The sequence below is a fragment of the Bacteroides mucinivorans genome (assembly GCF_034654355.2).
Taxonomy (GTDB): domain Bacteria; phylum Bacteroidota; class Bacteroidia; order Bacteroidales; family Bacteroidaceae; genus Bacteroides; species Bacteroides nordii.
In genome coordinates this window covers 3,283,666-3,302,081 of the sequence record NZ_CP178179.1, presented here as the reverse complement: position 1 = coordinate 3,302,081, position 18,416 = coordinate 3,283,666, and the positions used below count along the sequence as shown (strand labels likewise).

Sequence of the window (18,416 nt, the reverse complement as noted above, 5' to 3'; positions counted from 1 at the left end):
CGCGTATGAAAAGAGCACGAAAGGGGCATCTTATGACAGCGAGCCTCATACGAAGACTCTGTTTAAGCCTTTTACTTCTATTTGGTGGGTGGGTATCTTTACCTGTGTACGCCCAAAAAGCAATTACTCTGGATTTAATCAACCAGCCTTTCTCTACTTTTATTAAACAAGTGGAACAACAAACGGATTACAAATTTTTCTTTGAAGAACAAAGTGTGGATGTGAACCGGCTTGTAAATGTGAGAGTACAGAGTCAGGATGTAAGAGTAGTACTGAACAAGGTATTGAGTGGTACAAATATTACCTATACAATTGCCAATAAAAAGATTCTTTTAAAGAAACAAGAAAACCCAAAGCTTCAAAGGGGGAAGGCACTTCCGAAAGAAATCACAGGAAGTGTAGTGGGAGAAGATGGAACCCAGTTGATAGGGGTCAGTATTCAGGTAAAAGGAAAAGCGGTTGGTACAATAACCAACGGTGATGGTAATTATCGGTTGGTACTACCAGACAACAGTGATGCTATCGTTGTAACGTACGTCGGTTACATTCCTCAGGAGATCTCTTTAAAGAATAACAATTGGCAGAGGATAGTTCTTAAAGAAGATATAAATATGCTTGACGATGTAGTTGTTGTAGGCTATGGTACTGTTAAGAAGAGAGATTTGACAGGAGCTATTTCTACAATAAAAGCAGACGAGATGGGGCTGGCAGGTATTTCTTCTATCGGTCATGCCCTGGAAGGAAAAGCGGCAGGTTTGTATGTCCGCCAAAACAGTGCACAGCCGGGTGGGGGGCTCGACATTCTTGTACGTGGAGCCGGTTCTATCAATGCAAACAATGATCCGTTGTATATCGTGGATGGATTTCCAATTGCAAAGTTAGACCAGATTGCTTCTTCAGACCGTAAAATGGACCCGGGAACACAAGGTGTACTCAACTTCTTGAATCCTAATGATGTAGAATCTATTGAAGTATTGAAAGATGCCAGTGCTACGTCTATCTACGGTGCTCGTGCAGCCAACGGTGTAGTAATCATCACAACCAAACGTGGAAAAGAAGGAAAAACGAAAGTTAGCTATTCTTATAATTACTCTTATCAGAAATATTCGGATACTTATGACTTACTTTCTCTACCGGAATGGATGGAAGAGAAAAACAAAACAAGTTGGGAATTGTGGATCTGGAATAATAAGGTAGCTCCTTGGGGTACAAAAACGTTGGAGGAAGCGTTAATGTCTCCCGTCAATGGTATCAGATATAACCGTCCGTACACAGAACAAGAAATAGCCAATGCGGGAGCGGGTACAGACTGGTTGGATTTGGTAACACGAAACGGTTTGATTCAGGAACACAACATCAACTTACAAGGTGGAAATAAGGGAACTCAATATATGTTGTCATTCAACTATTTCAACCATGAAGGTATTATACGCAACTCCGGAATGACCCGTTACACGATGAAGGCCAATATCGACCAGGAATTTTTGAATATATTCAAAGCCGGGTTAAACCTGACCATGACCCGTATTATTAATGACAATACACAACTCGGTTCGGATAAATGGGAAAATTCAGGCCTTATCCGTTCGGCCGTCGAAATGGGTCCGCAAATACAGGCTTATGATCCTGAAACAGGCAAATACCCTACCAATCCATTGGTTGGTACCCGTCCGAATCCTTATTCTTTATTGAATAACGTGGACCGTGGCAATACGGACCGTGTATTGGGTAATATCTTTGTCGAAGCACGTCCTTTGGACGGACTGACATTGCGTGTAAATGCAGGTATAGACCGTGCTGCCCAAAGTAGAAAAACATATCAGCCTAAAAGTACTTTAAATGGATACAACCTGCAGGGAGTAGCCAGCGTATACAGTATGGATAACAACCAGTACTTGCTTGAGGCTACGGCAACCTATCTGAAGACTTTTGCAAAAATTCACAAAATAAATCTGTTGGCAGGAACTTCTTACGAACAATTCAATTATGAAGGAGTGAATGCAGGAAACAATAATTTCCTGACGGACGGATTTATTTATAACAATCTGGGAGCCGGTGGAGGAAACAAGATAGTAGGTTCCGGCAGTTCAGAAAATAAGATGCTTTCTTATTTTTTTCGCGCCAACTATATCTTAAAAGACCGCTATTTATTGACAGCTACTCTACGTTCTGACGGTGCCAGTGTATTTGCCCGAAACCATAAATGGGGATATTTTCCTTCTGTTGCTTTAGGGTGGACCATTAGTGAGGAAAATTTTATGGCGAAAGCTTCTGACTGGTTGAGTATGTTAAAACTGAGACTAAGCTGGGGGCAAACCGGTAATGCTGATATCAGCACCAATGCATTTGCAAGTTACTATGCTCAGGAAGCCTATAATAAAGAAGATAAATCTAAGCAAATAGGTGTGTTTCAAGGACGTCTGGAAAACCCTGACCTGAAATGGGAAACAACAACCGAATGGAATGCGGGACTTGATTTCGGCTTCTTTAATGGACGCATCAGTGGTTCTGTGGAATATTACTATAAGGTTATTTCAGATCTTTTGAACTATAAACCCTTAAATTCTTATCAGACTATAACGCAGGTGATTGCGAACATTGGAAAAACAAAGAGTACTGGTATTGAAGTAACTCTGAATACCAAAAATATTGTGACTAAAGACTTTTTTTGGTCTACCGACCTTACTTTTACAAAGTACAAAGACCGTTGGAAGGAGCGTACCCCAGACTGGAAACCAGCCGTATATGAAAAATATGACGCACCTATCAGAGCCATTTACTCCCGTCGTGCCGATCATATTCTGCAAATTGGTGAGAAAGTGCCCGATGCACAACCTTTATTGCTTCCGGGACAATTGGTAATCAAAGATATCAACGGATATGTACGCGATGCAAATGGTGACCCGGTGGTTGACGAAAACGGACGTTTCCAGTTGTTGGGCCATCCGGACAACATTATTGATGATGCTGATATGGAATTAATAGGAACCAGTGATCCGGGTTGGCTGGCAGGAATGACGAATACTTTCAAGTACAAAGACTTTGATCTTAGCTTCCATCTCAATGGGATGTTTGACCGTATCATGGAAGATCCTACTGCAATGGAGTATGGAATTTCCGGCGACGGTATTGCACGGTATGGCTTGAATGCTCTCCGATCGGTTAAAGATCGCTGGACTTGGGATAATCCGTCTACAACCAATCCCAGTACATTCCAGGGATGGGAAAATACGTATAGTTCCGGTGATTTTTATTACCAGAAAGCATGGTTTATCCGTATGCAGAATATTACTTTAGGATATACATTGCCCAAACACTTGTTGGCAAAAACTAAAGTGATTTCCAACCTTCGCGTACATGCCAGCATAAACAACGCCTTTATTATCACTCCTTATGACGGTTTGGATCCTGAAACGGACTATTATACCGCTTCATATCCTAATGCGAGAACATTCAGCTTCGGAGTTGATATCTCATTCTGATATTTTTAACGCTAAAATCAAGTATAATGAAACGATACATTAAAACATATCTGGCAGCCATTGTATTTATAGGTACCTGCCTAAGTAGCTGTATTGATCTTGATCCTGTAGATTATTCAGAGATCAATCCTTCAAATTTCCCCAAAAGTGAGGAAGACCTGAAAGCCCTGGTTCTTTCCTGTTATTATCCACTTCGTGGTAACTGGTGGGATGGAATACATTCTCCTTCTGAACGGGGAGTGATGTTTGTAAATGATGCAACCACTGAAATTCTGACCCAAACGTGGGGGCCGGCATACGACTGTTCGTTACTCAATTTCTTTCCGGAAACAGAAGGAGTGACTTTCTTTTATTATGAAAATAAAGAACCTTACGGATATGCCAATAAAATTAGCCGCTGTACGCTCGTATTGGATTACATTGAAAAAAGTTCATTATCAGACGATTTGAAAGCCCGCTATAGTGCAGAAGTCAGATGTGCACGCGGTATGCTTTCTTATATTTTATTTGATATGTATGGACCTTTGGTTGTGGCTCCGATTGAGGTCTTACTAAATCCTCTGGAAGAAGTTCCTTTGCCACGACTGTCGCATGAAGAAATGGTGAAGTTCATTGAAGATGATCTTATATTTGCCTCTGAACACCTTCCTTATCCGGGAGCTGCGGAGTATGGTAAATTCAGCAGAGGGCTGGCTAAAATGTTGCTTATCCGTCTCTATTTGCATGAAACGGTGAATAACAAAGATTACTATACTAAGGTAGAAACTTTAGCTCGCGAACTAATGGACTCCAAATATGGATACCGACTGATGAGTGACTATCCTGCTATGTTCGAACTTGGTGGGCAAGGGAGTGCCAATAAAGAGATTATTTGGGCTATCCCTTCTTCTGGCGAAGGTCCGAGTATGAATCAATGGCATATGGGAGCACTTCCTACTGATTTTAACCAGAATGGTATGGGAGCCGGTTGGGGTATATGTACCAGTACCTGGTGGTTCTATGATACATTTGAGTCTGCTGATACCCGAAAGACTTATTTACTCAGCTATTACACAAATGCAGCCGGAGAAGTAGTGGATCGCAATACTCCCGGCTCACCTTTGGCAACAGGTCCTATTCCGTTGAAGATCGGATATGATCCTGCGGTATTAGGTTCGGGTGGCTATTCTGATATTGATGTGATCATTTATCGTTATGCAGATGTGTACCTTTCATTGGCAGAAGCGCTTATTATGAAACCGGAAGCAACTTCAAATGATTACGCCGAAGCCTTGGGGTATGTCAACAAAATACGTGAACGCGCTAAACTGAAAGCTTTAAAATTGGAAGATGTCAATACTCAAGAGAAGTTTATTGATCAGATTCTGACAGAAAGAAGCCATGAATTCTGGTGTGAGAATGGTCAATACCGTGCAGACTTAATCCGTCATGATAAATTTGTACAGCGTGCTATTGACGTAGCTCAAACTCCTTATGCGAATAAATATAAAGAATTATATCCGTTGCCTCTTTCTGTCATAACAGACGGTAAAGGACAAGTAAAACAAAATCCAGGTTATGATAAATAGAATGTTTAAAAGAAGCAGTTTAATGGCCTTATTACCTTTCTTGTTTATTTTGGGTATTATGGCATGTGGTGGTGATAATCAGTCGAATACTGACGACGAGGGTTCTAATGAAACGGTAACAGGCCCGATAAAAACGGTGAATTATATCTCAACGAACGACCTGTTCCCTAACCCTGAACGTGGTTTCTACAAATATACAGACAGCAAGGGCACACCCGCACTTTCGGAACAAACATTGCGTAGTTACCGGCAAAAGCAGATTTCCCTTATCTATCGTCTGTATTATCTGAAAGATTTCAAGAATGCACCGATTAGCGATGCATTCCTCTCACAGATTAAACAAGACATGGAGGTAGCCCGTAAGGCAGGTATAAAAATGATTCTGCGTTTTGCCTATTCTCTGGCTATGGATGAACCGGATGCACCACTCGCGGTCATCCTGCAACATCTGGATCAAATCAAACCTATACTCCAGGAAGATAAAGATGTGATTGCTGTATTGCAGGCGGGTTTTATCGGCTCATGGGGAGAATGGTACTATACGACCAATAATCTGAATAATGATGCAGCCCGTAAAGCGATACTGGATAAAATTCTGGAAGTTTTGCCGACAGACCGTACCGTGCAAGTGAGGACCCCCAATTACAAACGCAATTATATAGGAGTGAAGACCGCTATCAAAGCAGAGGATGCATTCAGTGGTAAAGTTGTTGCCCGAATAGGACATCATAACGATTGCTTCATGGCCAGTGTTGATGATTATGGTACTTATACAGACGCAGCTGTTGATAAAAGTTATTTGAATGCGGAGGGACTTTATCTGCCGATAGGTGGCGAAACTTGTCCGCCGGATGGGGTAGATCCTGCTGATTGTGACAAAGCACAAGCAGAGATGCGTAATCTTCGTTGGTCTTATTTGAATGAAGATTATTACAAAGGGGTAAACGATACCTGGATCACAGGTGGATGTATGGACAGAATTATCCGTGAAATGGGGTATAGGATTGTCTTGCAAAAAGGGGAATTTTCTGAAAAACATGCTCCGGGTAGTGAGCTTTATGCGGCTATCACCTTGCAGAATTTAGGCTATGCTCCTCCGTTCAATGCGAGAAAAGTTGAATTGATTTTACGTTCAAAAGATGGAAAGACTACTTATGTAGCCTCCTTGCCGGATGATCCACGGAAATGGCAGCCCTATAAAGTTGAGACTATAAATGCAAAGGTTGCATTGCCCACTGATTTGGCGGTAGGGGATTACACATTGTATTTGTATCTGCCGGATCCGGTGAGTACTATACATGACCGACCGGAATATGCTATTCGGTTGGGTAATAAAGATTGTTGGGAAGCAGCAACCGGATACAATGACCTGGGCATAGACATTCAGGTAAGTGAATCTTCAGATTTGCCCGCGAGCCAATCATCCATTAGATTTACTTTAAAGAAATAACTTATGGCAACTGCTAATAAACGTTTGGCTTCCTTGGACCTGTTAAGGGGCTTTGACCTGTTCTGCTTGTTGATGCTTCAACCCATCCTTATGACCTGGCTGGAAATAGAGAATAATCCGTCATTGGATCCTATTGCCAACCAATTCACTCATGTAGAATGGCAGGGTGTTGCATTCTGGGATTTGATAATGCCACTGTTTATGTTTATGTCCGGCATCACCATCCCGTTTGCCATGTCAAAATACAAACAAGGAGAAAAGATAGACCGTCATTTCTATTTCCGGCTTTTTAAGCGTTTCTTTGTCTTGTTCTTTTTGGGCTGGGTAGTGCAAGGAAACTTATTAGCATTAGACATCAGGCAATTTCACATTTTTGCAAATACACTCCAGGCGATTGCTGTGGGGTATGTGGTAGCAGCTCTGCTTTACGTATGGTGCCCATTTCGTACGCAAATTGGTTTTACGGTTCTATGTTTCATAGCTTATTTATTAGTTTTCGTTACAGTAGGTAACATGAATTATGAACCGGGAACTAATATTGCAGAGGAGATAGACCGTTGTGTGTTGGGCTCTTTGCGTGATGGAGTTACCTGGACAAACGGAACATGGAGCTTCGATTCGTCTTACCACTACACATGGATATTAAGTAGTTTGAACTTCATTGTCACTGTAATGCTCGGCAGTTTTGCCGGTCATATCCTCCGGCTTCGGAAAGAGCCTGTTCAACGGTTGAAAGTGCTACTGCTGACGGGTGGCTTCCTTGTGGCCACAGCCTTGTTGATGGATCCCTTTTTCCCAATTATCAAACACATATGGAGCAGCTCGATGACCCTCTTTTATGGCGGTGTCTGCTTCTTACTCATGGGTATCTTCTATTATCTGATTGATATAAAAGGATGGAAGTCGGGAGCAGTAAATTGGCTCAATTATTATGGAATGAATTCCATAGCTGCATACTGTTTATTTGAAGTGGTGAACTTCCGCAGTATATCAGACTCTCTGTTTTTCGGGCTGGAACAGTGGTTCGGAGTGTATTATCCTTTGGTTGGCATTTGCTTTCAATCAGCTATCGTACTGTTGATTGTCAAGTGGATGTATGACCACAAAATATTCCTTAAAGCTTAACCCTTTAAAAAATATAATTATGTCCTTAAAAAGATTTTTTATATTACTATCAGCTATACTACCGTTACTTTTTTGCGGTTGTGATGACGATGAACCTGCAAATGCAGGTAACGCCCCCAAGCCGGAGATGAACATTATTGTATCTCCGCAAAGTGGACTTTTCTATGGAGATAAGGTCTCCGTAACGGGTACATTAACAGACGAAAAGAATCTTAAAATGTATACCATTCTTTTGAAAGACGGAAATGATACAGAACTCTATCGCAAAGAGCAGATGTTATTGGGACAGAGTTTTCAAATGAATGAAACATTCTCTATCCCTCTTCCGAAAAATGCAGAAGAAGGAACTTTTAAAGTGGAGGTGATTCTGGAAAACAGCCGGAATGGAGAGGCGGTGCAAAGTTTTGATTTAACATCCTTACAAGTACCAACCTTCAATAGGTTATACCTCTTGTTGGGCAATAAGTCTGTAGTCGAATTATATCCGAACGGAGATGTATTTGAAGCTGATGAGACTTTTCCTGCCAACATAAAAGGTATTATTTCTCCAACTCCTACCAATACAGGATTATATTGGGGAACCACCAATGGAGAGATCCAGACAATGGCTAAAGACTCCATTGTTATTGGTGGTGATATTGAAGCCTCTTGCAAAATCACATTCAATCCTAAAACTTTTGAACTGACTTTTGGAGAAAGACATGGCTGGACATCTCTTCCATCTATAGATAGTTATTATATTCTCGGTACTATTTCCGGTCACTGGCAAGATGGAGAAATAAAAGAAGAGAAAGCGAAGATGCGTATGCAAGGATATGAAAGCGGTGATTTACGTTACTATACCTGGTTCCCACCCGAAGGAGATAATGTAGAAACTGGAATGTGGGGTTCTATTGCTGCAGGAACCTTCCAGTTGAAGAAGGCCGGAGAAGATTCATTTATATTATGGAACGGTACTCAGCTCACGACTGGTTCGGCATATGATATAAGTAAGAGCTTCCCGGTTACTGCAGGTGGTGCTTTTGAAATCCGTGTATATTTTGAAGGAGATGAATGTACCAAAGTTTCTGTTATAGGTAGTGAACGTACTCTTGAATTTGCAAGTGAACAAGTAAAGGCAAATGGTGTAACTCTGGGTAATGGAATTGATTTTGCCGGCACTCAACTACAATTAAAGAGTGGCACAAGCTATATCTATGAAGGTGAAGTTGAACTAACAAAAGGAGAGACGATTAGTTCCAATACTGTAGATTTATCGTTTTGCACTCCAAATAAAGATTTGTTCACGGGTGGTGGCAACGCAAACTGGACCTTAACAAGCTCTACCGGCAAATATTTTATTCAGATAGATGCTTTCAGTGGTAGCTCTTATACCCGTCCGACAAGTGGATATCCGGATGCAATCTATATGTATGGATGGAGTTGGGCACATTCGCAAACGGGTACAGCTCAGAACTGGCAGGCAGATAGCGCACTCCCGTTAGTACGCGTAGGAAACAGTTTTGTTTACGAAGGTACATGTTACGTGTTCAGTTGGGGAGGAGATATAGCATTTATACTGACAAATCCTTCCGGTGAAACAAAAATAGAATTACCGAATGCAAACTTCGATGCAAATTCTAATATACTAAACGGCAATGCAACTCATTTCACACTACCGACTGTTGAAGGATATTATAAGGTAAGTGTCGATTTGAAAGATGGAATTACTATATCAGAAGGTAATCCTGCCACAGTTACTCCTAATGGTAGCGGTAATTTTACGTTGAGATACACGCTTCAATAGGTAGCTTAATTTTTGAATAACGCTACTAATAAAGGTCCGTCGGAAACGACGGACCTCTTTAATTTTTGAAACAGTTCAGAATAAAGATTCTTTTATTGAAAGTAAATTGTTTTCCGCTCAGCAATTGAAGCTTTTGACCACGGAGAAATGGAAGTCCACAAAGCAAGATCGTTGAGAGTTGCCGGATAGACGAGTTTTCCTTGTAAATCAGCTTCTAATGCTTTCAACATAATATAATCCATGCCTTGATGATGCGCATCCCGCAATAGAGCATCTTCACCCCACTGTTGCCAATATAAACTTTCGTAACGTTCAATGTAGGAGAGATCAGGTTCCCAGGTTTCATCCGGACTGACACCTTCCACATAGATACGGCTATTATCTCCCTGCCATATACCTTTTGTTCCCTGTACTTCAAAATCCAAACTACGAGGACGAGGTAACGTGGTATCATGAATTAGCGAGATAAGAATTCCTTTCTCAGTTTCTATTTGAGTAGAAACAATATCTCCCATCTTGATTTCTACATTTGTATCTCCACCTAAGTCTTTTATTCGTTGCAATAAACCAGCCGACTTAGAAGCGAGCGAGGTCAAAGATTTGAAGTGATCCGTCCGATTGATACCGGCAATCATGCAAAGAGGAGCTAATCCGTGTGTCGGATAAAGATCGCCGTTTTCGCTCTGGTAGAATTTGCTTCGCCATACACTTTCTGTTTTACCACGATGACCGATGTTACCGGAATCATCTAGCAATAAAGAACGTAAGTCATGCCGGTATCCACCGCGCATATATATAATTTCTCCGAATACACCGGCATCCACCATATTGCATAAAGCCAAAATATCCCGTCGGAAAAGCGTATTCTCTAAAGGAAAAACACGACAACTTTTTTGTTCTGCCAAATCAATCAAAGGTTGATACTCGTTTAAATAAAGCCCGCCTTTTATCTCTAAAGCAACATGACACCGCCTCTCCACACACTGTATTGCATGGTGAACATGACACTGCCAGGGAGAGGTAATGAACACCAACTCCGGTTTATACTGGTCAAGCATATTTAAATAATCTTCTTCGCCATTGTTGTAGCAAACAATTTCGGGTATATCGGTTTCTTCAATATACGGATCGGCAACTGCCATTACTTCAAAAAAAGAAGAGTTTTGTAGAAATTTTAGCAATTGTTTTCCTCGGTATCCTGCACCTATCAAAGTAGTCTTTATCTTTTCCATACGTTTATTTTCTCACTTTGACTATTTTTCGGTTTACATCAATATGGTAAGACATCTGTGGAGTAATACTATCCAATGCCGCAAGAAATTCGTTCAGACTTTCGTCGCGAAGTGTAGCTTTATAACTCATTTTCTGTAATTCCGGAGCTACCTCAAACTTATATCCGAAATGTCTTGAAAGCTCTTCTTTCTTTTCCTCCAGCGTATGCCCTTCAAAGATAATCTCTTTGCGTTCCCAGGCATAGACATGCTTTAGCGAACGTTGTTCTATCCGATAAGTTCCGGCTTGGTTGTCATATACAAAACTTTCTCCCGGCTGAAGAAACATATTCTTATTACTGCCCGCTATGCCAATCTCTACCTTACCATGTTTTAATGTAACAACTCCTTCCGGATCATTTCCATATGCCATTACATTAAAATTAGTGCCTAATACGCGGACACAATAGTTATGGGTATGCACGTAAAAAGGTTTATCTTCTTTGTGTACTACATCAAAGATTGCCTCACCTTCCAAACGTACGTTGCGTGTATTATTCCAGCCTTCCAGAGAATAGGTCAGTTTGGAGCAAGCATTCAGAAGCACTGTTGTGCCGTCCGGTAATACTGTTTTTGCTTGTTGTCCTACTTCTGTCTCTAAAGTCACCAGCCCTTGCGGCATCTTCAGCCCTGTGTAAATAGTTCCGGCTATCCAGCCACTTAGAATACACAACAGGATGATAGCTGCAGAGAACCAAACATGTTTCAAGGATAAATACTTGCCGGAAGGAGCTGATTTAGGAGTAAGACCGGTTCTTTCTGAGAATTTCTTCCACTCATGTTCAGTATCGGCTTCTTTCTTATCTTTTTCATAATTTAGATACAGATAAGAATCTTTCAATGAAAAAAGAAACTTCTGATTCTCTTTGTTATCACGCAGCCATGCTACTAATTGGCGTGTCTCATCTTCAGTAAGTTCATTCTTCAGATATTTCATAAAATAATCTTCATTGATACTAATCATCACAATATTATTTTAAAAAGTTCTTAATTAATAAGATAGTCAATAAAGGAAGATATTCCTGCATTGACTTCTTAATTTGTTTTAGTCCTTTATACAATTGATTTTCAACAGTACGAACTGACAAGTTCAGTGCTGCGGCAATCTCTTCACTTCTCATACCTTCATTCCGGTTCATTCGAAAAATGTTCTGGCACTGTTTGGGCAACTTATCAAGTGCTTCTTGATATTGTTCATTCAGATCTTTGAAATACAAATCATTTAGAATATTGCATTCCGGGGTGTAATAAGAAAGTTCCAGTTCCCTCAGTGCCACTTCATTTATATTAGAGAAATTGTTGAGTAATGAATCCCGCCGAATTTGTTTTAGGCAAAGATGCTTCATGATGCGGAATAAATAGACGCTTATTGCTTCTGGTGCATTAATCTGAGTACGATGTTCCCAAAAGGCAATGAAACATTCTTGAACAAGATCTTTTGTTTTATCCTCGTCGTGTAGAAACCCTTTGCAGAACATATACATTTTGGGATGATACTTCTTATATAACCATTCAAAAGATGCTGTGTCCCCTTGCTGTATCTTAGAGAAAAGCATGCGTTCTTCCATACTTGCCTCCTTTCAGAAATAATAGTTTTATAATAGACATACCTGAATTATTTAAGTTCATAAAAGAATAGAACCTAAGCATTAAAAAGAAGTCTTCAAATATAGATAATTCTACATTGTCTACCAAGAAAAAGAACGAATTTATAGCCTACTCACATCATTTTGAAAGCCTTTTGAAGACTCATATAAGCTAAAGTGTTAATTAATATTTTATTTTTATATTCCTGTGAGTATTTTAATTACTCAATAGCTCTTTTAAAATATAAACCTTAGAGCATAAAAGAAGAAAAGAAGTATTAATTATCAATCTCCCAATTTTATTATCATGAAAAAATACATTCCGTTGACTATTATACTTGTAGTTGTTTGCATAGCGGCAGGTTTGTTTCTCACTGCAAATATGCAAAAAGAGGGAAAGGATGTCAAGTCTCTTGTTATATTTACTCCTGAACGCCCTTTCGGGCAGCAAGATGTTATTGGGTTAACTTGTCCTCCTATTAAAACTGTACGTATTGGATTTATCGGATTAGGTTCACGAGGTAGTGAAGCCATCCGGCGTTTTACTTACCAAAAAGGAATCGAAATAAAAGCACTATGTGATCTACATCAATCGAAAGTAGATAGTTGCCAACAAATGCTTCATCAGGCCGATATGCCTGAAGCAACTGAATACTATGGTAGTGAGGATGCCTGGAAACAAATGTGCGAAAGACCGGATATCGACCTTATTTATATAGCTACTGATTGGCTGCATCATACCTCCATGATGGTTTATGCTATGGAGCATGACAAGCACGTAGCTTGCGAAGTGCCTGCAGCCATGAGTTTGGAAGAGATATGGGAAGTCGTAAATACAGCAGAACGTACTCGAAAGCACTGTATGATGTTGGAGAACTGTGTATATGATTTCTTTGAGATTACAACTCTGAACATGGCACAACAAGGACTATTTGGAGATATTACCCATGTAAAAGGTGCTTATAATCATTGTTTGCAAGATTACTGGGGAGACTACAATGCAGACTGGCGTATGCAATACAATCTCAATAATAGGGGAGATGTGTATCCCACACATGGTATGGGCCCAGCTTGTCAGCTACTCGATATTCATCGTGGTGATCGGATGAAATATTTGGTGGCAATGGATAGTGATCCTCTCTCTTTACTTCAGTATTTGAAAGAACATGGAAATAGTGAAGATGCACAAAAGGTGAAAAATGGAGAAGTCACGCTTACCTTAATACGTACGGAAAAAGGAAAGACAATTCAGATTGAGCACAATGTAGCTTCGCCACGTCCTTACAGTCGCTTATACCAACTCACAGGTACTAAAGGATTTGCCAATAAATATCCGGTGGAAGGCTATGCATTGAATAGCGGTGATTTGCCTTCGGATATTACAAACGGGCAAAATTTTACTGCTCATGAGTATATGCCCGAAGAAATAAAGAACCGGTTAATGAATCAGTATAAAGATCCTATTGTCAAAACCATGGAAGCACAGGCTAAAGAAGTAGGTGGACACGGTGGTATGGACTTCATCATGGATTCGAGATTAATCTATTGTCTGCATCACGGATTACCATTAGATATGGATGTTTATGATCTTGCAGAATGGTGTTCACTAATTCCTTTGACTAAACTTTCGATAGAGAACGGATCTGTCCCTGTAGAGATACCGGATTTTACAAGAGGGAACTGGAATAAAATACAAGGATATCGGCATGCATTTATAAATTACAAATAAGAATCATTTATGTGAATTATTTTCTAAATAGAGCTATAACGTGTTCTGATAAGCAGTAATTGATATTGTTTGCAAAAGCATGAAGTTAGTTGACGTAAATCAATGGATCGGGTGGAAAAGGCATTCCCCCCCCCTTTCCTAATAATCATTATTTTATGAGTAAATCTATTTGTCGCTAAAAAGATAAACAAATATCCCTATTAATAGGATAGCTAAAGCTACCCAACTTTGCCACGTGAATTTTCCTGGGTTATCTTTTATTATATCTTCTACTTGTGCTTCTGTTTCTTTGTTTTTCTGTAGTTCGGGATATTTTGTTCGTAAATCATACTTCATCATTTCTTTTATGTCTTTGATATCTGAGGACATCTGAAAGAATTTAATAACCATTACTAACTGGGCTATTATTGCTATAAGCCATATGATCCAAAAAATCCATATTGTTTGTTCCATAGTATTATGATTTTATCATTTTTAATTCTGTAGATATTTTCTTACTAAATAATTACTACAAATTTAGTTAATACTTTTTGAAAACTGCTATTAAATGGGAATTAAAAAATAAATATAATAAAAAAAAGCAGCTACAATGAATTGTAACTGCTTTATCATTAGTTAGTAGTGGGTACGAGAATCGAACTCGTATTACATGCGTGAGAGGCGATTTTTTGTACTATGTATATCTCTGATAATAAGTGTGTTGTAGGTAGATGTATTTTTATTTGCACCAAATTTGCACTGACTTTTTAAAACCATGCCTACGTAGGCATGGTACTGATGAGGCGAATTATTTCATTTTCTCTTAATAACCATACCTGATAATTTGATGCCAGATCCATTGTTAGAAGTAGCAGGAATATCAATGATCATAAGATTAATTATTCCATCTCCTCCTACTTCTTTTACTTTATCGCATAAAGATTTACATAATTCTGTATAATCCACTGAAAGATACTTCATTTCATATTTCTTTTCGTCATAAGGGCTTAATTGCTTTGATTTTATTTCTTTCCCCTTTTGGTATCCGGATAATTCTACTATAGATATATGTCCTTTTGCTTCATATTCAAAAGTAGTGCTATTTGATTCTGTTACAAATATATTTTTTGCTTTAAATACTGAATAGTCTAAAAAGTTCACTCCTTTATAATATTGGGGAGTTGAACAAGATGCTAACCATAAAGCAGTCATGATTAATAATGTTGAAAACTTCCTCATGATGTTTTGTTTATTATGTAATAATAACTAATCTTGATTTATCGGCTGTCTCAGAATACAAACGCCAATCCAGCTCCGTTTTCTGTTGCTTGTAACTGTAAGCACTTTCCTGCTTTTGTTTTATAATTTATTGCGCTAATTTCTAATGCGATTGCGGTAATGGCAAATATACTTCCGCCAATAATTAACCCTTTAGCCTTATTGGTCATTTTAGGTTTACCATTATCGTTGAGTTCAAATTTATCTTTCAGACTACTGTATCCGATCAGAAGTCCGGCGGATACGCCAGCACACCCAATAGCTCCATATTGATAATTATATGATTTATTCATATATACACCTGCACGGGCCGTATTGGACATTGCAAGAAACTCTTTTTTGCGCGATTCTTTCTTTTCTTTCAAAGGATCTACGTAAGTGTCACCATAGTTACTTTTACGGTTGTGGATGTTATCTACCGTATGCTTTACACTTTTCTGTGATTTAGGTTTTGTTTGCCCATATGCACTTAATGGGAGCAGTAAAATTAAAGCAAGTAATAATTTCTTCATAATACTGTTTTGTTTATATGTAGTAATAGTAACTAATCAATTTTTATAATCTTATAAGCCCAACAACCAAACTCAACTGGGTTAAACGCTTTGAGAGGTGTAGTTGCCGATAGATGTTTTGGGGATAGATAAAATTATTAATTAATGTCTACTATTATATTGTTATTTTTATGTTCAATATACTCTTTGAAGAATGTAAGTTCCTCTATTTTGGGATGATTTGTTACTAATTGCGCAAGTTCTGTACCAGAGCTGGATAGTGTGTAACCGTTAACATTGAATGAACATGCGGATGTTTTATTTTTTAACATTAAAGTGATATATTTGTTTCCTATAGAAATGTGGTTTCTATCTTCTATTGTATAAGTTTCAGTAACCTCTATGGGGGTAATCAACCCAAGATTGATTGATCTTTTGATATTTTCAAAGTCAATTAAACTTTTGTTGGTAGTTTCACTTATTACAATAAAATTGTCGTTGAATAACACAGAAGACAATGAAGAGAATTCTTCCGCGTCTTCTTTTGACATTCTTGATAATATTGATAATGTATTAATAGAATATTTTCCAGGATTATTTATTTCTCCTGCTAAGATTTTTCCCCATATTAATCTCATATCTTGATTAGATACAAATCTTGCTTTATCAGAGAATTGGCACATCCAATCGAAATTAATTCCAGTTTTGTTTGGAGTTGGAATTTCTTTGACTGTTATTCCAGCAATACATAATAAATTGTTAAGTTCAAAAATATCTCTTTGAGTTGCATTGTTTTTAACCTCTTCTATTGCTTGTTCGTAAATGGCTTTTATTAAAGCACATTCACCTTCTTTTTGAGCAATTTTTTTGCTCATGAGAAACTTTAATGCCTTTTGAATATTACTGCTAAAAGAGTTTATAAACGTATTAATCCACCCTCCTTGATTTGACAGAACTTTGCCGATAATATCTGCTTGAATTAGATCTTTTATTAATTCATCCATGATCTTGAAATAATTAAATGGTATTTTGTATTATAGTTTATATATTGATATATGTAGTTAAGGAAAGATGTTTGTATTATTTCATCTTCAAATTATTTGTATTTATTTAATAATTGTATTGACGGGAATTTCATGGGGGCTATTATTGTAAAATTGATAAACGTAACATTCTACATCTTTTCCTTTATATTCTTGAAGGTGTGTATTCAAATATTCAATAACTTCATTTTTATTAGAGAAATATAAATCTGTTTTTTCTAAAATTGGTTCGTCTGAGCCCCACCATACTTGAATACTACAAGGATAGTTCTTATTAATTTTTTCCATTGATATTATTTATTTAATATTTCAATATTATTATCACCAAATACGAATCGAAGTACTTGTTCTTTTTTTTCTGCCCCCATTTCTATAGATAAGGTTGCTTTAATTTCTTTATTCTCAGTGTAATCTATTTTATTACATTGATTGTCTGATTTATAGTAATCGAAAAAATTACAATTTAAGACTTCACTTATATTACAGAGCAAATCCGTGTCAAGGCTATGCTTCTGAAATACTGTTTTTTCTATGTTTTGTCGAGCAATTCCCAGTAATTCAGCGAATTTAGCTTTTGAGATTCCACTTTCTTCCACCTTTTTGCGGACTACCTGACCAATGTTTAATCTGTTGATTTTCATACAATAAAGTTATTGAGGGTTTTTTATTTGCAAAAATTAAGATGTAATAAATAAAAAGTTAATATATATAAATAATGTAATACTTTTGTATTACATGTAATATTGATGATTACATTTGCACCATAAAGTTAATTAATAAACCAAATAAACTATTAGAAAGATGGAAAAAGTTAATCAGAAAGAAGTGAAAGAGCCTATTCTTCCAATCTTAAAAAAGATGGAAATAGGAGAGACTCATTCTTATCCACTCTCAAGAATGAATACAGTGAAGTCTGTATGTGGTCAGGTATCAGTAACTACTGGCAAAGTATTCAAGACTAAGATTGATCGTCCCAATCTGGTTGTAACAAGAATAGAGTAGGGAGGGAAATGTATGAGGAAAGTTATGGAAGTATCGGTGTTTATCACCATTCTGATTTTGGTTATAATTGGTTTTATAGCTATAGTTTTTTTTATATGTGATGCAAGAATAAGAGGGGTCGAGTTACCTGGTTGGGTAGTTATTTTTGGGATAATGAGTACAATAACATTCGATATAGTTTTTATTTTTAATGTCTGCTATATATGGGATCTTATCTGGGGAGAGAAGAAAGAGGAACAAAAAAATAATACTTCAACTTATAAATTTTAAATGATTATGGAAAATTCAAACTTTCTTTTCTTTCCTGAAAATAGCAATCAGGAAGAATTTGATTTTAATTCACTCATTGGCAATAAAGAATATGCCTTAATCGCAGGAATAGCCGTCAATGTTGATCGTATAATACGAGATATAACAAAAACGACAGTAATAGCTGTCAGCGGAACTGTAGTTATAAAAGGAATAAAGATGCGTGGCGTATGGGATGCTTACGGAAACCCCATCGAGTTTAAACAGATGATAACGATACTATTACCTAGGAAATGTAATATACAATCTATTATTAGTGGCTATAATCCTGATTTATTCAGATTAGTGCATGTAGAAAAAAGTAAGGAGGTATAACC

The 18,416-nt window shown here is 37.9% G+C and carries 17 protein-coding genes; 8 read left to right on the top strand and 9 right to left on the bottom strand.

Annotated features, from left to right (window positions below):
* Window positions 1-5: 5 nt before the first annotated feature.
* The 5 genes from VCM39_RS12610 to VCM39_RS12590 are packed head-to-tail and all read left to right on the top strand — an operon-like array spanning window position 6 to window position 9,411.
* Window positions 6-3,482: a TonB-dependent receptor gene (locus VCM39_RS12610; RefSeq protein ID WP_221648992.1), complete on the top strand. Its 3,477-nt coding sequence runs from the start codon at window positions 6-8 to the stop codon at window positions 3,480-3,482.
* A 26-nt stretch (window positions 3,483-3,508) separates the two neighbouring features.
* Window positions 3,509-5,050 carry a RagB/SusD family nutrient uptake outer membrane protein gene (locus tag VCM39_RS12605; RefSeq protein ID WP_221648991.1) on the top strand — a complete coding sequence of 514 codons (1,542 nt, stop codon included), beginning with the start codon at window positions 3,509-3,511 and terminating at the stop codon, window positions 5,048-5,050.
* 1 nt (window position 5,051) lies between these two features.
* Complete coding sequence (locus VCM39_RS12600) at window positions 5,052-6,500, top strand: DUF4832 domain-containing protein (protein WP_255585416.1); 1,449 nt, start codon at window positions 5,052-5,054, stop codon at window positions 6,498-6,500.
* Between the two features lie 3 nt (window positions 6,501-6,503).
* Window positions 6,504-7,625, top strand: coding sequence for a DUF5009 domain-containing protein (locus VCM39_RS12595; RefSeq protein WP_322932543.1), 1,122 nt, complete (start codon window positions 6,504-6,506; stop codon window positions 7,623-7,625).
* Window positions 7,626-7,644: 19 nt separating this feature from the next.
* Window positions 7,645-9,411 carry a hypothetical protein gene (locus VCM39_RS12590; protein WP_322932544.1) on the top strand — a complete coding sequence of 589 codons (1,767 nt, stop codon included), beginning with the start codon at window positions 7,645-7,647 and terminating at the stop codon, window positions 9,409-9,411.
* Between the two features lie 92 nt (window positions 9,412-9,503).
* On the opposite strand, the gene VCM39_RS12585 is transcribed toward VCM39_RS12590, so the two are convergent.
* From VCM39_RS12585 to VCM39_RS12575, 3 genes are read right to left on the bottom strand one after another with little or no spacing between them, the layout of a single operon-like run.
* Complete coding sequence (locus VCM39_RS12585; protein ID WP_322932545.1) at window positions 9,504-10,643, bottom strand: Gfo/Idh/MocA family protein; 1,140 nt, start codon at window positions 10,641-10,643, stop codon at window positions 9,504-9,506.
* Window positions 10,644-10,647: 4 nt separating this feature from the next.
* Window positions 10,648-11,646 (bottom strand): FecR domain-containing protein, encoded by a 999-nt coding sequence (locus VCM39_RS12580; protein WP_221648987.1) that lies wholly within the window; start codon window positions 11,644-11,646, stop codon window positions 10,648-10,650.
* Between the two features lie 7 nt (window positions 11,647-11,653).
* Window positions 11,654-12,250: an RNA polymerase sigma-70 factor gene (locus VCM39_RS12575; protein WP_221648986.1), complete on the bottom strand. Its 597-nt coding sequence runs from the start codon at window positions 12,248-12,250 to the stop codon at window positions 11,654-11,656.
* Window positions 12,251-12,575: 325 nt separating this feature from the next.
* Here VCM39_RS12575 and VCM39_RS12570 point away from each other — a divergent pair, with 325 nt between their 5' ends.
* On the top strand, window positions 12,576-13,997 hold the full coding sequence (locus tag VCM39_RS12570) for a Gfo/Idh/MocA family protein (protein WP_322932546.1): 1,422 nt from the start codon (window positions 12,576-12,578) through the stop codon (window positions 13,995-13,997).
* A 165-nt stretch (window positions 13,998-14,162) separates the two neighbouring features.
* Here VCM39_RS12570 and VCM39_RS12565 read toward each other — a convergent pair whose 3' ends face one another.
* From VCM39_RS12565 to VCM39_RS12540, 6 genes are all read right to left on the bottom strand, one after another.
* Window positions 14,163-14,450, bottom strand: coding sequence for a hypothetical protein (locus tag VCM39_RS12565; protein WP_322932547.1), 288 nt, complete (start codon window positions 14,448-14,450; stop codon window positions 14,163-14,165).
* A gap of 339 nt (window positions 14,451-14,789) precedes the next feature.
* On the bottom strand, window positions 14,790-15,215 hold the full coding sequence (locus VCM39_RS12560; protein ID WP_322932548.1) for a hypothetical protein: 426 nt from the start codon (window positions 15,213-15,215) through the stop codon (window positions 14,790-14,792).
* A 50-nt stretch (window positions 15,216-15,265) separates the two neighbouring features.
* Window positions 15,266-15,766 (bottom strand): hypothetical protein, encoded by a 501-nt coding sequence (locus VCM39_RS12555; protein WP_322932549.1) that lies wholly within the window; start codon window positions 15,764-15,766, stop codon window positions 15,266-15,268.
* Between the two features lie 137 nt (window positions 15,767-15,903).
* Window positions 15,904-16,749, bottom strand: coding sequence for a DUF2806 domain-containing protein (locus VCM39_RS12550; RefSeq protein ID WP_322932550.1), 846 nt, complete (start codon window positions 16,747-16,749; stop codon window positions 15,904-15,906).
* A 102-nt stretch (window positions 16,750-16,851) separates the two neighbouring features.
* A complete protein-coding gene (locus VCM39_RS12545; protein ID WP_322932551.1) occupies window positions 16,852-17,076 on the bottom strand; it encodes a hypothetical protein in 225 nt (74 codons plus the stop codon).
* 5 nt (window positions 17,077-17,081) lie between these two features.
* A complete protein-coding gene (locus VCM39_RS12540; RefSeq protein WP_322932552.1) occupies window positions 17,082-17,429 on the bottom strand; it encodes a helix-turn-helix transcriptional regulator in 348 nt (115 codons plus the stop codon).
* Window positions 17,430-17,589: 160 nt separating this feature from the next.
* Between VCM39_RS12540 and VCM39_RS12535 the strand changes: the two genes are divergently transcribed.
* Both VCM39_RS12535 and VCM39_RS12530 read left to right on the top strand, forming a co-directional pair.
* Window positions 17,590-17,790, top strand: coding sequence for a hypothetical protein (locus VCM39_RS12535; protein ID WP_224206111.1), 201 nt, complete (start codon window positions 17,590-17,592; stop codon window positions 17,788-17,790).
* Between the two features lie 276 nt (window positions 17,791-18,066).
* Window positions 18,067-18,414 carry a hypothetical protein gene (locus VCM39_RS12530; protein WP_322932553.1) on the top strand — a complete coding sequence of 116 codons (348 nt, stop codon included), beginning with the start codon at window positions 18,067-18,069 and terminating at the stop codon, window positions 18,412-18,414.
* Window positions 18,415-18,416 lie beyond the last annotated feature (2 nt).

Bases quoted from the DNA above. Each gene is read 5' to 3' on its own strand.
- VCM39_RS12610 (WP_221648992.1), top strand. From the start codon at position 6: ATGAAAAGAGCACGAAAGGGGCATCTTATGACAGCGAGCCTCATACGA.
- VCM39_RS12605 (WP_221648991.1), top strand. From the start codon at position 3,509: ATGAAACGATACATTAAAACATATCTGGCAGCCATTGTATTTATAGGT.
- VCM39_RS12600 (WP_255585416.1), top strand. From the start codon at position 5,052: ATGTTTAAAAGAAGCAGTTTAATGGCCTTATTACCTTTCTTGTTTATT.
- VCM39_RS12595 (WP_322932543.1), top strand. From the start codon at position 6,504: ATGGCAACTGCTAATAAACGTTTGGCTTCCTTGGACCTGTTAAGGGGC.
- VCM39_RS12590 (WP_322932544.1), top strand. From the start codon at position 7,645: ATGTCCTTAAAAAGATTTTTTATATTACTATCAGCTATACTACCGTTA.
- VCM39_RS12585 (WP_322932545.1), bottom strand. From the start codon at position 10,643: ATGGAAAAGATAAAGACTACTTTGATAGGTGCAGGATACCGAGGAAAA.
- VCM39_RS12580 (WP_221648987.1), bottom strand. From the start codon at position 11,646: ATGATTAGTATCAATGAAGATTATTTTATGAAATATCTGAAGAATGAA.
- VCM39_RS12575 (WP_221648986.1), bottom strand. From the start codon at position 12,250: ATGGAAGAACGCATGCTTTTCTCTAAGATACAGCAAGGGGACACAGCA.
- VCM39_RS12570 (WP_322932546.1), top strand. From the start codon at position 12,576: ATGAAAAAATACATTCCGTTGACTATTATACTTGTAGTTGTTTGCATA.
- VCM39_RS12565 (WP_322932547.1), bottom strand. From the start codon at position 14,450: ATGGAACAAACAATATGGATTTTTTGGATCATATGGCTTATAGCAATA.
- VCM39_RS12560 (WP_322932548.1), bottom strand. From the start codon at position 15,215: ATGAGGAAGTTTTCAACATTATTAATCATGACTGCTTTATGGTTAGCA.
- VCM39_RS12555 (WP_322932549.1), bottom strand. From the start codon at position 15,766: ATGAAGAAATTATTACTTGCTTTAATTTTACTGCTCCCATTAAGTGCA.
- VCM39_RS12550 (WP_322932550.1), bottom strand. From the start codon at position 16,749: ATGGATGAATTAATAAAAGATCTAATTCAAGCAGATATTATCGGCAAA.
- VCM39_RS12545 (WP_322932551.1), bottom strand. From the start codon at position 17,076: ATGGAAAAAATTAATAAGAACTATCCTTGTAGTATTCAAGTATGGTGG.
- VCM39_RS12540 (WP_322932552.1), bottom strand. From the start codon at position 17,429: ATGAAAATCAACAGATTAAACATTGGTCAGGTAGTCCGCAAAAAGGTG.
- VCM39_RS12535 (WP_224206111.1), top strand. From the start codon at position 17,590: ATGGAAAAAGTTAATCAGAAAGAAGTGAAAGAGCCTATTCTTCCAATC.
- VCM39_RS12530 (WP_322932553.1), top strand. From the start codon at position 18,067: ATGGAAAATTCAAACTTTCTTTTCTTTCCTGAAAATAGCAATCAGGAA.